This window comes from Pedobacter nanyangensis (genome assembly GCF_003313505.1).
GTDB classification, from domain to species: Bacteria; Bacteroidota; Bacteroidia; order Sphingobacteriales; family Sphingobacteriaceae; genus Pedobacter; species Pedobacter nanyangensis.
The window spans coordinates 47,743-69,502 of the sequence record NZ_QMHO01000009.1; the positions used below are offsets into that span (position 1 = coordinate 47,743).

A 21,760-nucleotide genomic window follows, 5' to 3' on the forward strand; every position below is an offset into this window, starting at 1 on the left:
AAATAAGGGAAATAAGTGACATATATCAGTCATTTTTGTGCCCAATTGTGGGAAACTTTATGCTTTACTTTTTGTTACTTAGTAGAAACAAAAACTTAAGGCCATGAATTACAAAAAAATTTTAATTGCGGTAGATAACAGCACCTGTGCTGAAAAAGCTGCAAAAACTGGTTATGAAATGGCGGCTCTTTGCGATGCCGAAGTAGCACTGTTGAACATTGTCGAACCCGCACCACCCATTGCCAATCCCGATTTTGGGTTTACTCCTGCCATTATCGATATTTATGATAACAGCATAGAGAATAGCCATGTGTTATTGAAGGAGATTGAAGATAAATTCAGCAATGGGCGAGCCACCACCTACCTTTCAGCCCTTGATACGGCTACCAACGGCATCTTACAACAATCGGAGGAATGGCATGCCGATTTGATTGTGATTGGCACCCATGGGCGTACAGGGCTCAACCATTTTTTAATGGGCAGTGTAGCCGAGCATGTGGCCAGAAAATCTGCTTGCCCAGTGTTGATTGTACCTAATAAAGCCGAAGTTTAAAACAAGCCAATTTTTTGAAGCGCAAATTTCTGCAAGTTACTCCCGATAGTCCCGCCATTCATTACAAATCCGCACTCGCTTTGCTCGCTTGCGGGTTTTCCATTCCTGTCGGGGCTAATTTACCAAAGCCTGTGCAGTAGCCCTTCCTACGCCGTTTCTACCGCCTGCAAAAATCTAACAATATACCGTTTTAATACTTACAAACTGGGTAAAGTGCATATTTAAACCTCGCAGGTTTTAAAAACCTGTGAGGTTGGTTTGCCACCAAAAAGAAAAATCTGCCTGTTCAGCACCCTATGGCACCAAACAAGGCAGAAGTTTAGTTAGTGTTAGTTAAGGTTTTAAATTTCTTCGTATTGCAATACGTAATTTTTATAAAGACTACTCAAAGCAAAAGTTCTTTCCAAAATAATGAGCACAATAGTGGGCAGGAAAATCAGCTCCACCCAATCCAATTGGTAAAACACAAAGCCAAACAACCATATCAATCTTACGCACTCCAAGTAATAAATCCACTTGCGCTGCTCCAGCAAGGCACCACAATTAATAAGCGTAATCAGCACAAATATCAAAATGGCTAACGCATCAACAACATTGATATAAGTCCAAAAAGCAGTGGTTAACGTTAATATCACCACACTTAAGCCCAATTGCAAATTGATATATCCCTTTAGCTTAAATTTAGCGGTAGTGGTTGATTTATGCTGTAAAAAACGACGCTCTAGCTGTGGCCTAATCTCTTGGTCGAGCAATGCAGGACTACCAAAAACGATTTTAACTTTATTCCAGATCCCGTTGGTTTTCCTACAAGCCTCTATCACTTCCAAATAATAGTGAAAATGCTGCCATAAAAAGCTGTTGCTCTTAATGGGATGCGTTAACCCGTAGGTTGGCGGTTCCTCTTCCTTTTGAAAAGTACCAAACATTTTATCCCAAAACACAAATACATCGCCGTAGTTTTTATCCAGATATTTTTGGTCGCTGGCGTGATGTACGCCATGTAAGGAAGGCGTAATCAGCACATACTCCAACCATCCCAATTTGCCAATCAACTGTGTATGGGTGAAAAAAGAATACGCTCCATGTACGGTTAAAATCACCACCACCATGAGCGGGTGAAAGCCCAGTAATGGTAAGGCACACCAAAAAACACCTCTTATTAAAGCTTGTAGTGTAGTAATACGTGCCGATACCGTTAAATTAAACTCCTCGCTTTGATGATGCACAATATGGGCCGCCCATAAAAAATTCACCTCATGCCCTAGCCTATGGTACCAATACCAAACAAAATCGGTAGCCAAAATCAACAAAATCCATACCCACCAAGTATTTGGAATATCAAATAGGGCATAATGTTGGTAAACGTAGTTAAAAAGCTCATAAAAACCGGCTGCAATAAACAAGTTCAGCAAGCGCTCCGCAATGCCAATGCTGATATTGGCCACCGAACTTTCATATTTAAACAAATGCGCCTTATTCTTTTTTACGGCCAACATATATTCCAAATACACAAAAAGGAAAAATGCCGGAATAGCAAAAGCCAAATAATTGATTTTTTCCATGTTATGAAGCAAGGAATTGACTTACATATTCATTAAACAATTCAGGTTGCTCCATCATCGGGGCATGTCCGCATTCGTCGATAAAGCGCAATGTGGCATTGGGCAAATGCTCATAAAACTCTTCGGCCACGGCAGGGGGCGTTACCATATCCTGCAAACCCCAAATTAACAGTACGGGTACTTGAATAAAGTGGAGCATTTCTTTTAGGTTCTGTTTTTGTGCATCTCTGGCCAGCATAATTACAGAAAGCGCCTTGGTTTTCTGCTGTACAATGTCAAATACATAGTTGACCATTGCTTCATCTACCACTTCTTTTCTATCAAATACATCCTCTACTTTTTGTTTAATGTACTGGTAATCCTTCACCCTGGGAAAAGAACCCCCAAAAGCGTTTTCATATAAACCTGAGCTGCCCGTAAGCACCAGGCTTGTTACCTTTTGCGGGTACCTTAATACGTATAGCAAGGCTATATGACCTCCTAGGGAATTACCAATTAAAATTGGGTTATTGATTTGATGAGCATTGAGATAATCTTCCAAAAAGTCGACTAGTTTGTTAAGCCCACCTCCTAAAAAATGATTGAAAAGAGGAAGTTCTGGTGTCCAAACGTTGTACTGAGCAGATAGTTCCTTATGCAACAATCGCCAATTGCTAAGATTGCCAAACAGGCCGTGCAAAAGCACTACATCTTTCACAACCGGTGTTGGATAATGCGTTGGATTAGTGGCTAAAGCTTGATTGATTTGTAATTGCATATGTTAAAGCTTTCGGTTAAAAACCGTCAATGCTTCAAAATTAGCAATATTTTTCAAAAAGACTACTATTCCTATAGATTAAATATTTATTAACTCAATATGAACGTGTTAAAATGAGGTAAGAATGCAATAATTGACACTACTTGCTCATTTATTTTCAATCACATAGGCGCATAGACAAAACAATGCTGTGCTTCACAATGACGCGTAAGGTTAAGCTTTATCTATAGCGGCTTGATTAAGTTCATTATTTACAGTACGCCAAATACCCAAAGGATTTTCGTTTTTCAGTTCATCAGGCAAAAGCTCGTTAGTCCAGTTTTGATAACTTACTGGCCTGGCGAAACGCTTAATACCATCTGCTCCTACGGCCGTAAACCTACTATCTGTACAGGCAGGAAATGGTCCGCCATGTTGCATGGCCAAAGCCACCTCTACCCCTGTAGGTACACTATTCATGATAAATCGGCCGCATTTTTCCCTCAACACGTTCACCAGCGCTGGATTATGGTTGATATCCGCAGCTGTAGCCATCAACGTTGCGGTCAGTTGTCCTTCCAAACGTTGCGCAATTTTTAACATTTCAGCCTCATCGCTACATTCCACCAATAATGAATAGGGGCCAAATACTTCTTGATGTAATTGAATGTTGTTTAAAAAATATTTTCCTGGAACTTTGGCAATGGTAACCATACCATCTTCCTCCCCCAATTTATTATTGCTTTGATAAAGTACATCTACATGCCTTTGCGTAATGGCCGTTTGCATGTTGTTGATGTAATTTCTGGCAATTCCTTTATGAAGCATCTTGCTGGGCATTACTTCATGCAGGTTAATCAAAAGTTGCTTAACATATTTATCCAACGCATCGCCTTTAATGGCAATCATCAATCCAGGATTGGTACAAAACTGTCCCATATCTTGGGTAATAGAATAAGCCAATTTTTCCGCAGCCCATTGATAGTTTTGCTGTAACTTATCAGGCAATAAAAACACGGGATTAACACTTCCCATTTCGGCAAAAACTGGGATAGGTGCTTTACGCTGGGCTGCCAAATCAAACAGGGCACGTCCACCACCATACGACCCAGTGAAGCCTACTGCTTTTACCTCATCATGTTTCACCAAATATTCTCCCACTTTAAAATCTGCCCCGTAGATGTGCGTAAAAATCCCCTCAGGCATGTTGCATTTTTCGGCAGCTTTTGAAATGGCTTGCGCTACCAATGTTGAAGTCTCTACATGAGCGGGATGTGCTTTTACAATTACTGGGCAACCTGCGGCAAATGCACAAGCGGTATCTCCACCAGCGGTTGAATAGGCAAAAGGGAAATTACTGGCCCCAAAAACCACTACAGGCCCTAGGGGAACAAGCATTTTACGTAAATCAGGTTTAGCTGGTGTTTTATCCTCGTCACCAAGGTCAATTCTGGCCTCCAACCAATTTCCCTGCTCGGCAGCATCGGCATAGCTATTCCATTGAAAAATAGTCCGCTTACGCTCGGCGTACAAGCGTTTTTCCGATAAATGCGTTTCCTTATGGGCAGTGGCAATCAACTCTTCTCCGAGCGCTTCTATTTCAGAAGCGATAACACGCATGAAATGGGCCCTTTCCTTTAAAGAGAAGTTTTTATATTGAAAAAATGCTGCTGCTGATTTTGCTAATAGGGTATCTATTTCAGTGGTCGAATGGTCGGTATACATGTTGGCATAGTTAATTTTAATAAAGTTAGGGATAGCGAACCAAAGATGTACAGTTTTTTATTCATTTATTGCCATTTGACATTGGTTGTACTACTTTTTAGATGGTTTCTTCTATTAATTGCTAAATAATCCATTACTTTGAAAACTAAATATTATTTGCAAAAATGACACATCCAGAAAAACTAACCGCTATCCGTGAGTTGATGAAAAAAGATGGTGTTGCAGCCTATATCATCCCATCTGCCGACCCACATATTAGCGAATACCTCCCTGATTTTTATAAAAGTATTCCTTTCGTTACCGGCTTTACAGGCTCAGTAAGTACGGTAGTAATTACTCAAGACTTTGCCGGTTTATGGGCAGATTCCAGGTATTTTGTTCAGGCAGAGGAACAATTAAAAAACAGTGGATTTGAACTGGTAAAATTAAAAGCACAGGGCGCTGCCGAATACATTGATTGGCTGGGCGAGCAATTGCCTGCGGGAAGTAAAATTGCTTTCGATGAAAAAACTGTCTCTGTACTTCTTGGCCTACAACTCGAAAAACAACTGGCCTTTAATAATATTAACTTCGAACACCAAGATTATGTAGGCCAGATATGGAAAGACAGGCCTGCTCTACCTGCCGAACCTGCCTTTTTACTTGCGGATGAAGTGGTTGGACAATCGGTACCGAGCAAACTCGAAGCCGTTAGAGCATCCCTAAAAAAGCACCGTGTAAGCTACCACTTGGTTTCTTCTTTGGATGATATGGCTTGGATTTTTAATTTGCGGGGACAAGATGTTGGCTTTAATCCCGTGGTATTAAGCTTTGCTTTAATTAGTGAGGGTCAAGTCAAAATCTATCTTGATAAAGATAAACTAACGGCAAGTGATTTAAATACGCTAGCTTCACAAAATGTTGAAGTAGTTAGTTATGACGCTTTAGCTTCCGACCTACAACAAATCCCATCGGACAGTTCTATTTTGATTGACCCTAAACGAAACTGTCTTTTCATGTACAAACAGGTTCCTACAGGAGTACAAAAAGTTCTGGAAACCAATCCTTCTACCTACTTAAAAGCCATCAAAAACGAAGTGGAGATTGCAAACACCCGTAAAACGATGATTAAAGACGGTGCAGCAATGACCAAGTTCTTTAAATGGGTAAAGGAAAACGTGGATAAAGTAGAAATCACTGAAATATCTGCTGCCGAAAAACTGAGAGGTTTTAGAGCAGAACAAGAGGGTTTTGTAGGCGAAAGTTTCAATACCATTGCGGGTTACAAAGCCCATGGGGCCTTGCCGCATTATGCTGCTACTCCAGAAAGCGATGTTCAAGTTAAAGCAGACGGTTTATTTTTGGTGGATTCTGGCGGTCAATATCAATATGGAACTACCGACATTACACGCGTTATTCCAATGGGCAACAACACCGACGAGGAAAGCACAGACTATACTTTGGTACTTAAAGCAATGATTGAAGGTTGCAAAACCCGTTTTCCGAAAGGCACCTGTGGTTATCAGATTGATGCCATTACCCGTAGCCCTATGTGGGATTATGCCTTAAACTACGGACACGGAACGGGCCATGGCGTAGGCTACTATTTAAATGTACACGAAGGCCCACATATTTTTAATGCATCAGCAACGCAAATTGCCATTGAATTAGGTAATATTACTTCTATCGAACCCGGTATCTATCGCATTGGAAAGCACGGTATCCGTATTGAGAATTTGGTATTAACCGTTAAAGATACGGCCAATGAGTTCAACGAGTTTTATGCTTTTGAAAGCTTAACCCTTGCTCCTATTGATACTACTTTGGTAAAGAAAGAGTTATTAGAAACTTCGCATATCAATTGGTTGAACAGCTACCATCAGGAAGTTTACGAAAAGGTAAGTCCTTTATTGAATGATGACGAGAAGGCATTTTTAAAGGAAATGACGAAAGCGATATAATTCACACGTCATTGCGAGGTACGAAGCAATCTTAAAGAGTTTTATACCTCTCTATAGTTAGTTGTGGGGTTGCCTCGCTTCAGTCGAAATGACGAGAAATATCAATAAAAAAGGTCGGGAAAATTCCCGACCTTTTTTATTGATCCCTAGGCAATTGCTCGGGTCTGTGCATTTTATATTGCGTGGCCGTAATTGATTCGAGAAAAGCAATTACCGCTTGTATTTCGTCTTTGGTAAGGTTCAGCTTTTTCATCAAAGGATCTGTGACCGGATGCATGGGGTCGGCGGCTTTTTGGGCCGCTGTTGCGGTATTCATTTGCATCCCACTGTTGTAAAGGTTCAACAAGCCTGTAATATTGTCAAACAATCCGTTGTGCATCCAAGGATTGGTGTTCATCACGTCTCTTAAAGATGGCGTACGGAACTTCCCTACATCGTTAGGGTCCTTGGTAACATTGTAGCGACCCAAATCTTCATATTTGCGCTTATAGTACGTTAAGCCAATATTATGAAAACTTTCGTCGGTAAAATACTGCCCGTTGTGGCAATTGATACATCTGGCTTTGGTACGGAACAAATGCAAGCCTTCCAATTCTTGATCATTCAGCTGCTTGTACTCGCCATCCAAAAATCTGTCGAAACGACTTCTTCTACTGGTTAGGGTACGTTGGAAACTGGCCAAGGCTTTAGCTACATGATCAAAAGTTATGTTATCTGTTCCGTAAGCTTTCTTCACCAATTCCTTATAGGCTTTAATGCTATTCAACTTTTTGGGCAATTCCTTCAAGTTCATCGCCATTTCGTTATGGGCCTCAATAGGGCTTTTCACTTGGTCTTCCAACGTAGTTGCCCTACCATCCCAAAAGAAAGATTTACGTTCTTTTACGTTCAACAAAGATGGGGTATTTCTATTGCCCGATGCGTGGTCATGCCCAATGGAAACAGATAATTTATCGGCCCAAGAGGTTTGTGGATTATGGCAGCTGCTGCATGAAATCTGATTGGAACCTGATAAAATCGGATCAAAGAAAAGGTTTTTGCCCAACACCACTTCTGGTTGTTCCATCTTCGCAAAATAGTTCTTATCTACATCGGGCAAGGCCTTAAACTCTTGCCATTTCACACCGCTATCCACATTGGGCTTAGGCCACTGTGCAACCGGCCGCTCGTACAAATTGCGCAAGCTGTCTATCTTAATCCCACTTGAGGTATAGCCTATCTCTCTAAACGAAAAATGCAGCAAACTAAAGGCTACCAATAGCCCAGCTGCCACAAAAAGTTTCATCTTCTTCATCCCTGCTAAAATAGTCATATATTTTTGTTTAAATTGCTGATTTAGGCCCTAGAAATTACAGCCTATACTTAATCCCCCCACACCAAAACTGCTTCCTAAAGCCTGGGTATCAAAAGCTTTGGTAAAGCTGTAGTTCAATTTCACGTAAGGAGCAATATGCTGTTTTAATTTTTTGGTGTACTGCAAACTTGCCTCAGCCATTGCCCTGGGCTTAGTAAAATATTCAAACTCTTGGTTCAAATACATATCCATGTTGATTGGCGCAGTGCCGCCAGATGGCGGAATGTAAAAACCATCGTCCTTAGCTAAACCACTACCCGCACCATAACCTACGCCTAAGGCCAAGCTATACAGCTGGTCAGTTTTAACAATATTTCGTTTTACGCTGGTTTTTACCTGATAACTATTGATGGTTTGATCACGATAAAAAGGATACAACTTAGTAGTTTGTTGGCGCCGGAAATAACCCATATCTACGCCAAAAACCCATGCCGGGTTCAAGTTCTTGATATCTTTAAAAAAAATATAAGATATTTCAGCCTGGAGCCTCTGTTGATCCAGCACTTCCTTGCTCAAACGTGACACGGAGGAAGCCCCGCCAGGGTTGGTTTCACGCTTACTGCTGTTATCATTGTTCAATAGGGAGTTATAACTTGCAGTAAAGGCAATTTGGTGCTCATTTTGATCTCCCAAAACAGAAATCACCCCTTTGTAGCGATATTTTTCGCCCTCATGTTCGGCAAGCAAGAAACTTATCGTTCCCTTTTCACCAAAATAGCCTTTTGGCCTACCATAGGTAAATTCATTGAGTAGGCTCATCTTTTTACTTAAATAAAGATTTAGTTGAAATGAAAAGCCCTGGCTGGTGTTAACAAGCGGATTTGTTTGCGAATCGCGAGTGTAACCATCGCTACCAAATGTTTCCAGCATTCCATAAAATGATCCAAAACTAATTAGTGATGATATGGGTTTATCAACATTACCATAAGTTTTAAATAAAATACTCTCTATCCTTCTATCATAGTTATAATTTGCGCCAATTTCTACCACTTTGCTGGCCCGATACACAGCCCCCATCGATACTTCCATATCCAATAGTTTATTGATATGCCGTAGATCTTTTGTTTTTGCAAAGTTAGCCGCCTGGTAGTTGATACGGCCACCAACTGCAAATTTGGAGCTTAGCTGAGCACTAAGGGCGCCATTTAAGCTAAAGGTTTCCTTTACTTTTGTGCCCTTGTTTGCGTCGTCGCGTTCCACAATATCAAAAGGGTTTTTATACGGATCGATAAAAGCCGAGCCGCCCATGTTTTTCCCTTTAAAATTATGATAGGATATTGATCCTTCAAATACCATTTTCGGGTTTAATCGATACAACGAATACGCATTTAAACCGTATTCATAGCTGTTATCAGACTGATGAAAGTTTTTAAACTGTCCGTCTGACTTGTCGAAAAAAAAATCGGCACTGGATGCCTTTGACCATTTAAAGTATTTTAAACCAGCCGCATTTTTAGAGGAAATCCACGCATTTTGTTTACGGACATAGTTGATATCCAAAAATGAGCTATCAATTTGCTGTGCAGCCAAATTGGCGGAGCATAAAACTCCGCCAATAAGTAAAATAACCTGATATATTCTATTAAAACTCATTCATGAGATTTAGTTAGTTCTTAAAGAAGCCTTGCTACGCATGTGAAAATCATTGGTAGAGTTATTGGTGTCTTTGTAGATAATGCGTGCACCGTTCGCAATCGAAGCTTCCGCATCGATACCGCTAGGATCTGTAGAACCACCACTTACGTTTGTTGTGCCAAGTTGATAGCTGTAAATCAGTTTTGCTGTATTTCCGGCGATAGCCTTGGTTGCTTCCTCGTCAACATTACGATAAATTGAATAGCCCAATTCGCCAGTGTAGTTAACATAACCGGCATCAACTGCCGCAGTAAATCTTTTTTGGTTTGTTTTTCCAATTTCATAAGCCTCAACAGCATCAACAACCCAGGAAACAGGGATTTTCTTATCTACCAACACCGTTGAACCACCGTACAGGCTATTATAGCTCACATCGGCACCAAGCGCTGCCGGAGTCATGTCTTTCAACTCAAACAAGAAAAAACCGGGAGACACATTACTTAGCGTCCAAGCGTTGCCAGATCCATATCTTATCGCTTTCAGGTAGTGCGAAGTAGGGATAGATTCGGCCGGTGTTTTATAGGTTGCTGCGTTTGGATAGCTGGTGGTAGCAACATCAAAAGTACAGTAGTAACTTGCATTATTGAAGTTGATTGATTTACTATGTGTTAACGAATTATTAACTGCATTATTCAAGGCAATAACAATTTGCTCACCTGGTTTAAGTACTACATCTTGTTGGAAGTACCAAAAGCCCTGTCCTGCGGGCATCCATCTTTCTTTTAGGTAAATTAAACTGCCATCTGCACCATAATAATTGTTGCTACCTGTAGAATTGTACGGCATAGATGTAGCCAAACAGATGTTGCCCAAACTAGCATTGGTGTTTGAATTGTTATAAAGGATCACATACCTGTCGTGCTTAAACGCTGCCGAACCATTATCAGTAGGAGTTCCACCTGTAAAGAGCTCTTTAACAATAACCTGAGATATTGCAGATGCCTCTAGCTCTAGTTTTACAACTTGTTCGCTATTCCAGCCTTCTGAAATACCTACATTGCTTTTTATCGCATTATAGTTAAACGTAGACAAACCAGTTGTTCTCTTATCTGTTACAGAAATTTCATAAAAATCGGCTGGTAAATTAAATACGGCTTTTCCTTCTTTATTTGTAACTGCTTCAAAAGAGGTATTACGGCCGGTTGCCTTAACTTTAACGCCATCTACAGCTGATAATGCACTGCCAACAGGATATTCTAATTGTACCGTTACCGCATATACTTTATAGTTCTTCTCTTTCTTACAAGAAAAGAGGACGATCATGGTACAAAGCATTAAGTATGCTATTTTTTTCATAATACTTGATTTTTATATGGTGAGTAAATATTTTACAATTTCAGTTTTAAGGTAGCTCCGTAATTAAAACTTGGGATATATGAACTGTTAAACAACGAGCTTTCGGTACCTGCCCAAGTTGATCGTACCTTTGCCATATTATTAAAGAAGTTGTTTGCGAAGAAAGAAATGGTTGCGAACCTTCCAATTTCCTTAGTTACTGCAAAATTTGCCGAATAGTAGTTTGAAAGTGTAGCCCGGTTAAAATAGTAGTTGGTGTTACTTTTTACCACCAGTTTAGCCAATTCGTTGTACAAGGCAGGATCGTTGGTTTTGGCCCAAAGGAATTTTTCTGCAAATGGGATTCTTGCAGATAAATCATCGAGGCTGGTATAATAATCTGGATACAATCCCACAAAACGGTTTCCACCATAAATATCTGATGATTTTGCCGAGGGATCATAGGCATCTTTGCTATCTAGTACAATTCCCCTGCTTCCATTTTTCCGCTCACTCAAGTTTTGAGAATATTTATATAAAGAAGCCTCTAGTTTAGCCGAAAAAATAAGCCTGAGTTTAGGAATATGGGTGCTGATGGTTAAGTTCATGTCCATCGATTTAGATATCTCGCCATTGGCTGATCTTGCGCCTCCGATAAAAAAACCAATGTACTTGTAAGGCTGGCCATTTGCCATCGCTACGTTAGAACTTGGTGTATAAGCAGATACCGTTTCTTCTAGTCCTTTATAATAATAATAGTTTCCATCAACCCTTAAGGTGGTTTTTAGCGCCTTGATCTGTTTAAAATCTACAGTCCATGTGATCCTATTTCTGGTAACTGGAGAACCATTGGTGGTAATTCCGTTAGACATGAAAGCGTAGGTTGAATTGTAAGAAAGTGTTTGTGCTGGCTGTGCACCGGTTTTATCCGTTACGGTAATCATTCCGGTTTGCTGATCCACAGAATATATTCTATTTGCCGAGGGAATGGTAGAAGCCTCTAAATGGGTTTGGGTGGTAAAATTATAATAAAAAGGCTCGTATCTGGTAACGGCAACATAAGGATTAGTTGTTTTATCCTGCGCAGCAGTGATGTACAATCGGTTGCCGGCAATGGTTATTCCCAAGGCTATTTCATATTGCGTGTTACTTTGCCATTTCAAATCGGGGTTAAATATTCTGGTTCTAGGCAGCGTATAATAGGCATAAAATGTATCGCCATTGGCTGTGGTTGCAGGTGGAAACGTCAAAATATCTCTATATGATGGTGTAGCATATAAGACATCAAACCCCGGCAATTTCACTGTTTTACCCCAAGCTACTTTAATACTAAGATCTTCTACCAGCAGTTTTTGTCGTTCCCAAAAAGTATATTTTACATTTGCCCTGGGAGACCAGTTCATAATATTGCCGTATTCAGAACCATTGATGGCTGTAATTTCTGACCTTACGCCGGCCACTAACTGTAAACTAGATTTGTTAATAGGGATGTTGAGGGCATCTTCCACGTAAGCGGCGTAGTTGTAGGTAAAAGACTCTTGGTCATAACGATATTCACGCCAGGTTGGCGCATAACGCAAATCATCGTAATAATTGCCCCTTCCATTATTGCCGCTTCCGGTAAAATCGGCACCCAGTAACAAATTATTTCCTAGTATTCCCATTTGCTTAAACCAATTTGCTTTTAAGCGGGCATTATAATTAACCAATTTGTTATCGATATATTCCTTTTCATACCAAAATCCCCTTGGAATAAGAATAATTGGTGCATTTGGATCAACGTCATAAAGCTGGCCTACATGGTAACCCTCTTGTTTAGTTCTAATAGATACCTCAGAGGCCGTGGTTGACTTAAGAACATTGTTCTCTCTGAGCTTATCATTGTAACCTACATTTCCGGAAGCCTCTAAACTGGTAATCCATGGTTTATTCAGCAGCCATTTAGCTGAAAAGTTTGCCCTAACAACATTGTCTTTAACTTTTGTGTAAGTATTGCCAAACAGATCTGGGTCATTTTCTGAATTATATCCGCCTATGTTGCCCGTAACACCAAAATTTAGGGTAATAGGCTGGCCATTCTTCTTATTAAATGTGTTGGTATAATTAAGCGACAAGCCATTACGCTGATAAGTAGTGTAGGGAGAAGCCAAACTAGCTACGGACTTTGTATGTTCCACATTAAAATTAAGTACACCAACATTATCGCCCAAGTTAATACCCTTACTTAAGGCAACCTGTTTGGTATTAGGCCTGGTTTGAAATTCTAACAAATAGGGTGACAAGCCCTTACGGGTATTTATTTTCACCATACCGTTAGTCATATCCCCATGCTCTACAGAGGGAATACCCGTAATAATTTCTATAGATTCGACATTACTCGTAGAAATATTCTTGGTATCGGGGCCATCGTAATCAAGGTTTGCGCCCCTTAGTGCATTATTGGTAATACGTACACCATCAACTTCCAAACCCACTCCAAAAGTAGGGTTTCCTCGTTCACCAGCATTTCCATTAATCTGAAAATACTGTCGAACCGTAGTGGCCAAATGAAGTTGACCAGCTGTTTTACCTCCCGGAAGCAGCGCCGTTACGTCGGTTACATTCTGCATCTGTAAATGATCAAGTGCTTTACGGTCCATCACAAAAGAGGTTGCCAAATCAGTACCTTTTTTTGCGGTAATTTCAACTTCCGAAAGGGTAAGGTTGTCCTCGTCCATCAAGAAAATCAGTTCGGTAAGGCTTTTGCTCATTACATATTCCGTTTCTTTTTTTACAAAGCCCAGGTACTGAATGCTGATTTTAACTTTTCCGGAGGGGATATTTTTAAGGGTAAAATTGCCTTTGGCATTGGCAGTAGCCCATTGGCCACTGGCAGGAACAGAAACAATGGCAAATTCTACTGGCTCCTGGTTACGTCGGTTAAGTACTTTACCCGATATGGTGTATTGCGCATGCGAAGTTTCTGCAAAACCCAAAAAAACCGCAAAAAAAAGCAAAATAATTTTTAAGCTTCCTCTAAACTGCAACAAATACACTGAAAATATACCCATTAGACTAAATTGCACCTTATATTGCCGACAGAAGAGCGAACAGCCATCTAGCAAATTGCCGCAAATATAACGTTATTTAGACTAAGTCAAAATAAAAACACAACTATAAGTTGTAAAAAATATGTAGTGTACAGGAACAAGCCAAAAGTGAACAGCCTCATTTTTCTCTTTGGACTAAACAAAGTCCTATGGCGAAAGCGCTCAGTTGACCAACCAATTTTTGTTTACGGCCTCGTTAACACCTATACCTAAAGAGGTATAAGAAAGCGGCACGAATGTTTGGAGTAATTTAAGAGCTGGCATGCAAAGGATATTTGATTTCTACGTGGAAACCATTGCCAACACTAGACTGAATCTGATATTCAGCATTGATCATTTGTAAGCGACTTTGGATATTCTGCATGCCGATACCACTTCGCTGTTTAAGTACTTCCATGTCAAAACCTTTTCCATTATCTTGATAAGCAATAAACAAGTTGGTTCCTTGGATACCAAAAAGCATTTTGATTTCAGTTGCTTGCGCATGTTTAAGGGTATTATCAACCAATTGCGTAAGTACCCTAAATAGCGCCAGCGAAGTCTTTTCGGGCAGTTCAACCTCTTCCAAATCATTCTCATGCACCAAAGTAATTTTGATCTGATCGGTGTTATTGATCAGGTTCACAAAAGCTTCGATGGTTGTAAAAAGACCAAAAACTGCCAAACCAGGTGGCGAAAGATCATGTGAAATATGTCTCACATCTACGATCATCTTATCGATCAATTCCTTGGCATCGGCAAGTACCTCTTCTTGCGCTGCATCAAGTTTATTCCTTAAAGAATTGAGCATTAGCTTAATGGCCGATAAGGTCCCTCCTATCTCGTCGTGCAAATCTTGGCCAATCCTTTTACGTTCAATTTCCTGCGAATCGATTACCGCATTTAAAAGCTCCTTTTGCTGCGTTATTTGAGTTTCCTGCAGCTCCCTTCGCTGTTTCCAAACCATGTTCTGATTACGGATGTAGAACAGCAGGAACGCTGCAACAATGATAAACAAAAGCAACACCCCATAAAAAACCAGCAAATAAACGTTATCTATCATCTTCCTTTTTTATTAGCGAGAAGCCCTTGGCAAAGGCTAGATACATTCCCAAAACCAAAATGGAATGTATATCCCAGATAATATTGTTTAATGTACGATTAGAACTCACAAATACAAAATAATTAGAAAGAATAAAAATGATTGTAGCCGTTGGAAAATAAATTAATATACCAATATTGATCCAACTTTTGGGCTGTTTCAAAAAATCTTCCACAAAACCACTATTATACAAAAATATTAGGCAAACAGCGGTAATCAGTATGGCCTCCACCGGTCTGGCGTAAGTATTAAACTCATAAATACTCTGAAAAAAAAGAAAATTGAGAATAAAAGCAACTGGCAGTAAAATAATGGCGCAAAACAGCACTTTCCTTATCGCTCTATTTTCGAAAATAAGTAAAAAATAAGTGAGTAAAAATATCGTTTCGCCTATGGTATAAAGATGCAGCAAAGGCAAATTCCTAATACCTCTATTACTTAAATAAATACCTGCTGCATTTACCAATCCGGCAAATATCAAGTAGTAAAACAGCGTTTTGCTTTCCTTTCCAGCTATTTTGTACTTAAATAAAAATATTCCAATTGGAATAAGAATGCTTAAAGGCACCAAAACTGCTGTTAATATATCTTTCATTTATGTTTTTATATTCGATCATTTTGTTTGCTTCTGCATAGGGCCAAAAATCAGCAGTGTTAACACGAAAAAAATGGCATGCATTACCAAATAAGACGTGTCGCTTCTGTATTACGACCGGCAAAAGTGAAATAATTAGAGAGGTTAAAATGATTAAGGCTATTGCAAAGTAGCTTACAATGCCATCGTTCAAGCTTTTGGCTAAACTGGGCCAGTTGTTAACAATGTCACTTCGATAAAGATAATGTTGGGGTATAAAAGCGAGCGTACTTGTTATACTTACAACAATATGGTGTAGATATTAAGATAATGGTCCTTAATAAATTTTTATTTTCGGGCTATCTGGATAGCCCGAAAATAACTTGCGAAAAAATTATATCGATCGCAGTTTGCAAAGGTAAAATCGCAAAAAAGCTCTCTACCTCATTTTTCCGCCATCGCACCTAGTGCATAGCATTAAACAAATAATGGGCTCTTAGGGTCGCACTTATCAGGACAAGGTTGGGTAAAATCGTAAATTTCTGTGTCATCATCGTCGTCATCACCTTCAACTGTACCGCCTAGCTGATTTTTATAGATAATATCGGCACCGTCCTTGTCAACAGGTACAATTACTGCAGTAACATCATCATCAAGATCCATATCCGATTCTTTCACCGCAAAATAGGCCCTTACGCCTTGTAGCTCGTTAATGGTGGTTCCGTCAGCACGTAAAATATCAAAACTATTTACAATAGCTAATAAATCACTAATTGGAATAAACACTGCTCTTGGAATGTTAGTTTCAGGAACTTGTTTAAGTAATTGATCACGAAAGCGTGTAACTCGGTCCACAGCATCGTTTACCGAGATCGTTGGTACGTTAATTTTTGACTTCATCTTAAGTTTATTTTTTTTGTCGAATCTAATAAAAAAAAGATATTTGTAAACGCTTCAAAATGGGATTATTTCTTTAACTCTGTACACCAGAGAGATGTATTCATTAAAATCACCAGAAAATCCACTGACTTTCTGGGTATTTTTTAAGGAAATCACCTAAACAACCATACTTGTAAAACAATTTTGAGATGAAAATCAACGTTGCGATTGCCGATGATCAAAAATTATTCAGAAAAGGGATGATTGCCCTTGTAAACTCTTTTGACGATATGCACATCGTTTTTGAAGCAGAAAATGGCAAACAACTTGTTGACCGCCTAGCAACCGATGAGGTAAAAACCGACATCATTTTGTTGGATCTTTCCATGCCAGAAATGAACGGATTGGAGGCTTTAAAGATCATCAAGGAAACCCATGCAGGCATTGGTGTGGTTATTCTTACTATTCACGAAGCAGAAAACCACATCTTAGCCACCATCCAAGCCGGTGCAAACGGCTATTTGGCTAAAAATGCTGAGCCAGAAGAAGTGGAAAAAGCCATTAGAGAAGTATATAAAAACGATTTTTATTTTACCCTTCCCATGTTGGAGATTATGCGAAAAGGGCTAACCAAAAAACCTCAAGCGGTTAATCTTGATCAAGAAGAGAGCTTGCTTACCCCAAGGGAAAAAGAGGTGCTCCAGCTCATCTGTAAACAATTTAGTAGTGTAGAAATTGCAGAAAAGCTTTTTTTGAGCAATCGTACGGTAGAAGGACATCGGAATAACCTGCTGTTAAAAACCGGCAGCAGAAACACCGCTGGCCTGGTTTTATATGCCCTTAAGCATAAATTAATAGAAACAGACCACTTCCCAAGCTAACCAATTTAAACAACCACGTAAAAACACCTGGTTACATACGTAATTTTACCTGTTTGCAAGTACAGGCAAAAGCCCCCTACTTCATTTCAGCCAATTTTTGTCATTTAGCAGTGTCGGATTAGCGACTCTCAAACCACAAAAGTTCAAACAAAAAAAAGGAGAAGAAGTGAACCAATTTTTTTCGTACCAGGTGAGCAATGATGTAGAGGATGTTGATCCACATTTTAGCTCTTTTCATCAAGGCGATTCATACAATATCTCCGAAGAGATTATACCACTTGTAAACAAACTTATTACGCTTTGTCAGGAACATGGTTTCTTTATCAAGATCCTGAGCAGATCAACAGTGATCCGCAAAAGCCTGATGAACGACCTAGCCTTCGATTTCATTGCCGCCTATGAAACCACAAAGGATTCACTGAGCCTTTCCTACCACAACTTTGGGCTAGCTTTTGGCGTGGGCATATACGAGTGCTCGGCCCTTGGACAGCTTAAATACCTTGACCACGAAGTACTTTACGACAAGGTTGGCAAATTAGGCGAGTCTCTTGGCTTTACCTGGGCAAGCAAACACCAGTCTCTAAGGCACTTAAGATATTTTGAATTAAAACCCCATTGGGCAAAAGGCCTAAATGATAGAGATATGATGAATGAACTTTATAGAAGAAAACAAGCCAATGTAAGTTTACTTGCCTCGGCCGAAAATAATTAATACTGAATTAGCTCTCAATCAGTTTGGTTCATGCGATGTGAACAAACCTAAGCCCCGGATGTCTTCGGGGCTTTCTTTTTTATGCCGTTTAGCGATAGGAAAACTTGTTACCGGGCCTTTAAAAAAAAACTATCTAACGCGTTTAAAATCTTGAAAAGCAAATGCAGTAATGCTTAGGTCCCGATAGTCCTGCTTTACACTTTACTCGCTGCGCTCGTGCCCGTTCCAATCAGGTTTATTTAACCAAGCTCGCAGGTTTTGGGCTGCTGCCCCAAGTAGCAGGGATATTGCTGGCTAAACCTTATTGGAGCGGCAGCTCCAGGGCAAGTTTACGCGCCCTGGACTATAGCGGAAAAGAAGGGCTTTCGGCAGATAGCCGTAGTGCAACTGATTTTCAGAAAAAAGTACCACTATTTCCTTGGCGTAGCATTTTGGTTAACCGGGTTATAACACCAAGCCTTGCATTCCCCTGCATAAAAAATATGGGTTCGGCCAGCAATTGCTGCGCATTAAACGAGCCGGGCCCCATCTTTTGCGCCAAAAAAATCCCGGTTCACCCTGCCTATAGCGTTTAAAACAACGAAGCTACAAGCACACCTTTTAAACCGAAATGGAATTTCTACGAAGTTTTGGCAACTTCATAAGCCTAACATCATGCCATAAAAAAGAGCGATAAACTTCCGTTCACCGCTCCGCATTTAATTTATTTAACCAACTTAATTTTTCTGTTTCGTGACCTTAAATTCGGTCCTGCGGTTTAAGGCCCTACCTTCTGGATTATCTTTTCCATCGGCTAGTTTATTTGGTGCCACTGGCTTGCTAAAGCCATAGCCTTTTGAGGTCATTCGATCAGCAGTAATCCCCTTGCTTATCAAATAATCCACACATGATTTTGCCCTTCTATCTGATAAATTCAAGTTATACGGCTCAGTACCGATATTATCTGTATGTGCGCTCAGTTCAATTTCAATATTTGGATTGTCGACCATGATTTGATACAATGTATCCAACGTAACTTTTGATTGTTCGGTAAGGTCGGCGCTATCAAATTCATAAAAAATATTTTCCAGTACAATAGGCTTGTTGATAATCATTGGTTCCAAACACAGCGCTGAGCTCAACAAGGTATCAACCTGTACCAGCTGTGCATAATTGTAGCTGATGTTTTTTGCAAAGTACTTGTCTCGCATTACATTTATTTTCAAATCCCTGTTGCTTCCAACCTGAAAATGATAGTTTCCGTTATGATCCGTTTGCGAAACCTGCTCTGAAATTTCGTTTCCGGTAACGGTAACTATAGCGCCTGCAAGCGGTTTTTGAGTAACGCAATCGATGATGGTGCCTCGTACATTCAAATATTCGCGTACCACATGAAATACTTCCAAACAACAAACTGATTCTCTGTCGGAGCTGATGTAGCCCTCCCTGCCTTCTTCGTCCAATGCGGTAAAATAGATATCATCCTTGGCCGAATTAAATGGATATCCGAGGTTAACCGGCTCAGACCAATCCGTAAAATCACCCACAGCTTCGTAAAAATCAAAACCTCCCAACCCAATTTTGCCATTGCTACTGAACAATAATGTTTTGTTGGCAGGCATATAATAGGCCGCTTGTTCGTCTTCGCTGGTATTGATTTTGCTTCCCATGTTAATGGCATTGCCCACAGACCCATCAGGCCTTAAAATAGCATACCACAAATCATAACCTCCCATGCCCCCTGGCCTATCAGACGAGAAAATCAGGTATTTCCCGTCTCTACTTACCGAAGGTTGCATCGAATTGTAACCATTTACATTGATTTCACCAACCATGGATACTGGGGAGCTCCAGGTATCACCTTCTTTTTTACTGATATAGATGTTACGCTTATCATTTTCCTTATTCGCCGCCCAAGCGGTCAAAAACATCATTTGGCCATTTGGATGAATGGTTGCCGCAGCAGTTTCCATTTTTTTAAGGTCAATATTGATTTTTTGGATACTTACCTTTTGGCCTGCTGGATTTTCGCCATCTACCGCATAAATGGTATTTACGTACGGGGTTTGTTTTTTGTACACTTTTACATTTGAGGTACTTCCCTCCAATATCTGATTTTTACCTTCGCTACCTATAGGTCTGGAGGAGGTAAAAATAAATTCAGCATTATTGCTGATGGTTGGAGCATAATTTGAGCCAGCCTGGTTAATGTTGTTCATCAACCGGTTTACCCTTAACAATCGCGGATACTTCATTTCGGCCAAAGCATATTTGCAGGAAGCTATTTCCAGCCTCGCCTTCGACAATAAGTCATCATTAGCCTTGTAACGGGAAATGAAATTTTCAAAGGCTTTAATGGCATCGTCGTATTTTAGGTTGGCCCGCAAACATTCTGCGTACCAAAATTCGCTTTGTGCATATTTTGGATTGTTAAACTTATTGGAAACCGCATACCATTTTTCAGCATCCCTAAAGTTTTTGTACAATCTTAAGGAAGTTGCAAGCTGGTAAACTGCATATTCGTAATCGTCTTTTCTGGGGCTAGCTTCCTTTATTTTTTGTTCAAAGCCAAAAGGCACTACAAAACCAGCACTATCTGGTGATATTTGAAGCATTCGTTTATAGTACTCTGCCGCAGCATAATATTCTTTGTTCAAGAAATAAACATCAGCAATGCGCTTACTACCTGAACCCATTTGTGCTTTGGTTACGCTAGCCAAACACAAAAAAACGGTTAATATTTTTAGAAGTTTCATCGTTTAATTTTTTAAAGTCGGGGACAAAAGAAATTGGGGCCTACTATACCTTTTCTGCTGCTGAAGGAGATAGAAAGCTCCAAACCTCCCTTGCTGCCTGTTGCCCTATTTAGTGCCGAAGTATTAAAGTCGTAGCTTACGCCAAAAACCATGCTTTTGATATGGAAGCCCAAAAAAGCAATTGCGGCGTCGTCTACCCTATAATTGGAGCCAAATAACAAATCCGTTTGGGTATTCAGCATCATTTGTGCATAGGCTCCAACGGCCACCTGTTGAGCATTGCCTTGTCGGAGGAACAAGGCGTTAGGGGTAATATCAAACAACTGGTTGATCCTTAGCCTTGCCCCACCGTGAGCGGTGTAGCGCATGGGTATTTTTGCGTTGCCGCCTACAAATTTATCCTTGGGCCTATTAAGGTGCGAAACCGAAACTCCTCCAAAAACATTGATCCTTTTATAGTCAGCGGCATCAAAAAACATTACGCCAGCATTGATATCAGGTGCGGTAAAATTTTGGGCCTCGAAATTTTCGTTGAAACCTAATCCGGCATCATAGCCTACGGTTGGGTTGTATTGGCTACCCAAAGTAATACGAGATATATCAATGCTTTTATTAATAATACCCGCCTGCAATCCGAAATTTACAATTTTATCGCCTGCCTGGCCAAAACGGATACGGTATGAAGCCGATGCCAAAGCATTCAATTGGTTATAATTTACTGATCCGGCTCTTTGGTTAATGACCATACCACCAAAGGCGAGGTTTTTGGTAGGGGCGGCATCAAAAGACGCCCCTACGGTTAAATATCCATCGTTTAAATTGCTCCATTGCTGTTTAGCATTAATATTTGCACGGTATGCGCCATCGGTTACACCGGTTAAGCCCGGGTTTAACCACAATGGGTTTGCATAATATTGAGAAAAATGTGGATCGATCTGTGCGTATGTATTATTTGCAATAACCGCTAACATGCCCATTACTGCAACTATTAGTTTTTTCATTTTCATTGGTGCCATTGTTTAAATAAAA

16 protein-coding genes are annotated in these 21,760 nt (G+C 40.1%); 4 read left to right on the forward strand and 12 right to left on the reverse strand.

The genetic code is table 11. The features are described 5' to 3' along the window. The first annotated feature begins 103 nt into the window (after positions 1-103). Positions 104-553, forward strand: coding sequence for a universal stress protein (locus DUT71_RS14595; RefSeq protein WP_113663285.1), 450 nt, complete (start codon positions 104-106; stop codon positions 551-553). A gap of 341 nt (positions 554-894) precedes the next feature. On the opposite strand, the gene DUT71_RS14600 is transcribed toward DUT71_RS14595, so the two are convergent. The 3 genes from DUT71_RS14600 to DUT71_RS14610 form a co-directional block, all read right to left on the reverse strand. Then, complete coding sequence (locus DUT71_RS14600) at positions 895-2,115, reverse strand: sterol desaturase family protein (protein ID WP_113663286.1); 1,221 nt, start codon at positions 2,113-2,115, stop codon at positions 895-897. A gap of 1 nt (position 2,116) precedes the next feature. Further along, positions 2,117-2,872 carry an alpha/beta fold hydrolase gene (locus tag DUT71_RS14605; RefSeq protein ID WP_113663287.1) on the reverse strand — a complete coding sequence of 252 codons (756 nt, stop codon included), beginning with the start codon at positions 2,870-2,872 and terminating at the stop codon, positions 2,117-2,119. Between the two features lie 213 nt (positions 2,873-3,085). Further along, positions 3,086-4,576: an aldehyde dehydrogenase (NADP(+)) gene (locus tag DUT71_RS14610; protein ID WP_113663288.1), complete on the reverse strand. Its 1,491-nt coding sequence runs from the start codon at positions 4,574-4,576 to the stop codon at positions 3,086-3,088. 164 nt (positions 4,577-4,740) lie between these two features. On the opposite strand from DUT71_RS14610, the gene DUT71_RS14615 reads away from it, so the two are divergent. Beyond that, a complete protein-coding gene (locus tag DUT71_RS14615; protein WP_113663289.1) occupies positions 4,741-6,516 on the forward strand; it encodes an aminopeptidase P family protein in 1,776 nt (591 codons plus the stop codon). A 136-nt stretch (positions 6,517-6,652) separates the two neighbouring features. On the opposite strand, the gene DUT71_RS14620 is transcribed toward DUT71_RS14615, so the two are convergent. The 7 genes from DUT71_RS14620 to DUT71_RS14650 form a co-directional block, all read right to left on the reverse strand. Further along, on the reverse strand, positions 6,653-7,828 hold the full coding sequence (locus DUT71_RS14620; protein ID WP_240186943.1) for a cytochrome-c peroxidase: 1,176 nt from the start codon (positions 7,826-7,828) through the stop codon (positions 6,653-6,655). A 30-nt stretch (positions 7,829-7,858) separates the two neighbouring features. Beyond that, the gene (locus tag DUT71_RS14625) at positions 7,859-9,463 is read right to left on the reverse strand and encodes a DUF6850 family outer membrane beta-barrel protein (protein ID WP_113663291.1); all 1,605 of its coding nucleotides are present in this window, start codon (positions 9,461-9,463) and stop codon (positions 7,859-7,861) included. Between the two features lie 9 nt (positions 9,464-9,472). After that, positions 9,473-10,801 carry a DUF4876 domain-containing protein gene (locus DUT71_RS14630; RefSeq protein ID WP_113663292.1) on the reverse strand — a complete coding sequence of 443 codons (1,329 nt, stop codon included), beginning with the start codon at positions 10,799-10,801 and terminating at the stop codon, positions 9,473-9,475. 32 nt (positions 10,802-10,833) lie between these two features. Then, positions 10,834-13,830 (reverse strand): TonB-dependent receptor, encoded by a 2,997-nt coding sequence (locus DUT71_RS14635; protein WP_113663293.1) that lies wholly within the window; start codon positions 13,828-13,830, stop codon positions 10,834-10,836. A 289-nt stretch (positions 13,831-14,119) separates the two neighbouring features. Further along, a complete protein-coding gene (locus DUT71_RS14640; RefSeq protein WP_113663294.1) occupies positions 14,120-14,911 on the reverse strand; it encodes a sensor histidine kinase in 792 nt (263 codons plus the stop codon). Beyond that, positions 14,901-15,545, reverse strand: a complete 645-nt coding sequence (locus tag DUT71_RS14645; protein ID WP_113663295.1) for a hypothetical protein — start codon at positions 15,543-15,545, stop codon at positions 14,901-14,903. Before DUT71_RS14645 ends, DUT71_RS14640 begins: the two co-directional genes overlap by 11 nt. Positions 15,546-16,001: 456 nt before the next feature. Continuing rightward, positions 16,002-16,424, reverse strand: coding sequence for a hypothetical protein (locus tag DUT71_RS14650; RefSeq protein WP_113663296.1), 423 nt, complete (start codon positions 16,422-16,424; stop codon positions 16,002-16,004). A 188-nt stretch (positions 16,425-16,612) separates the two neighbouring features. Between DUT71_RS14650 and DUT71_RS14655 the strand changes: the two genes are divergently transcribed. Together DUT71_RS14655 and DUT71_RS14660 are read left to right on the forward strand one after the other, a co-directional pair. Then, entirely contained in the window at positions 16,613-17,284 is a 672-nt protein-coding gene (locus DUT71_RS14655) for a response regulator transcription factor (RefSeq protein ID WP_113663297.1), read from the forward strand. 166 nt (positions 17,285-17,450) lie between these two features. Beyond that, on the forward strand, positions 17,451-17,996 hold the full coding sequence (locus DUT71_RS14660; protein ID WP_162796060.1) for a M15 family metallopeptidase domain-containing protein: 546 nt from the start codon (positions 17,451-17,453) through the stop codon (positions 17,994-17,996). A gap of 716 nt (positions 17,997-18,712) precedes the next feature. Here the strand turns inward: DUT71_RS14660 and DUT71_RS14670 are convergent. Together DUT71_RS14670 and DUT71_RS14675 are read right to left on the reverse strand one after the other, a co-directional pair. Further along, a complete protein-coding gene (locus DUT71_RS14670; RefSeq protein WP_113663300.1) occupies positions 18,713-20,731 on the reverse strand; it encodes an OmpA family protein in 2,019 nt (672 codons plus the stop codon). 11 nt (positions 20,732-20,742) lie between these two features. Continuing rightward, entirely contained in the window at positions 20,743-21,738 is a 996-nt protein-coding gene (locus DUT71_RS14675) for a PorP/SprF family type IX secretion system membrane protein (protein WP_113663301.1), read from the reverse strand. Positions 21,739-21,760: the final 22 nt, after the last annotated feature.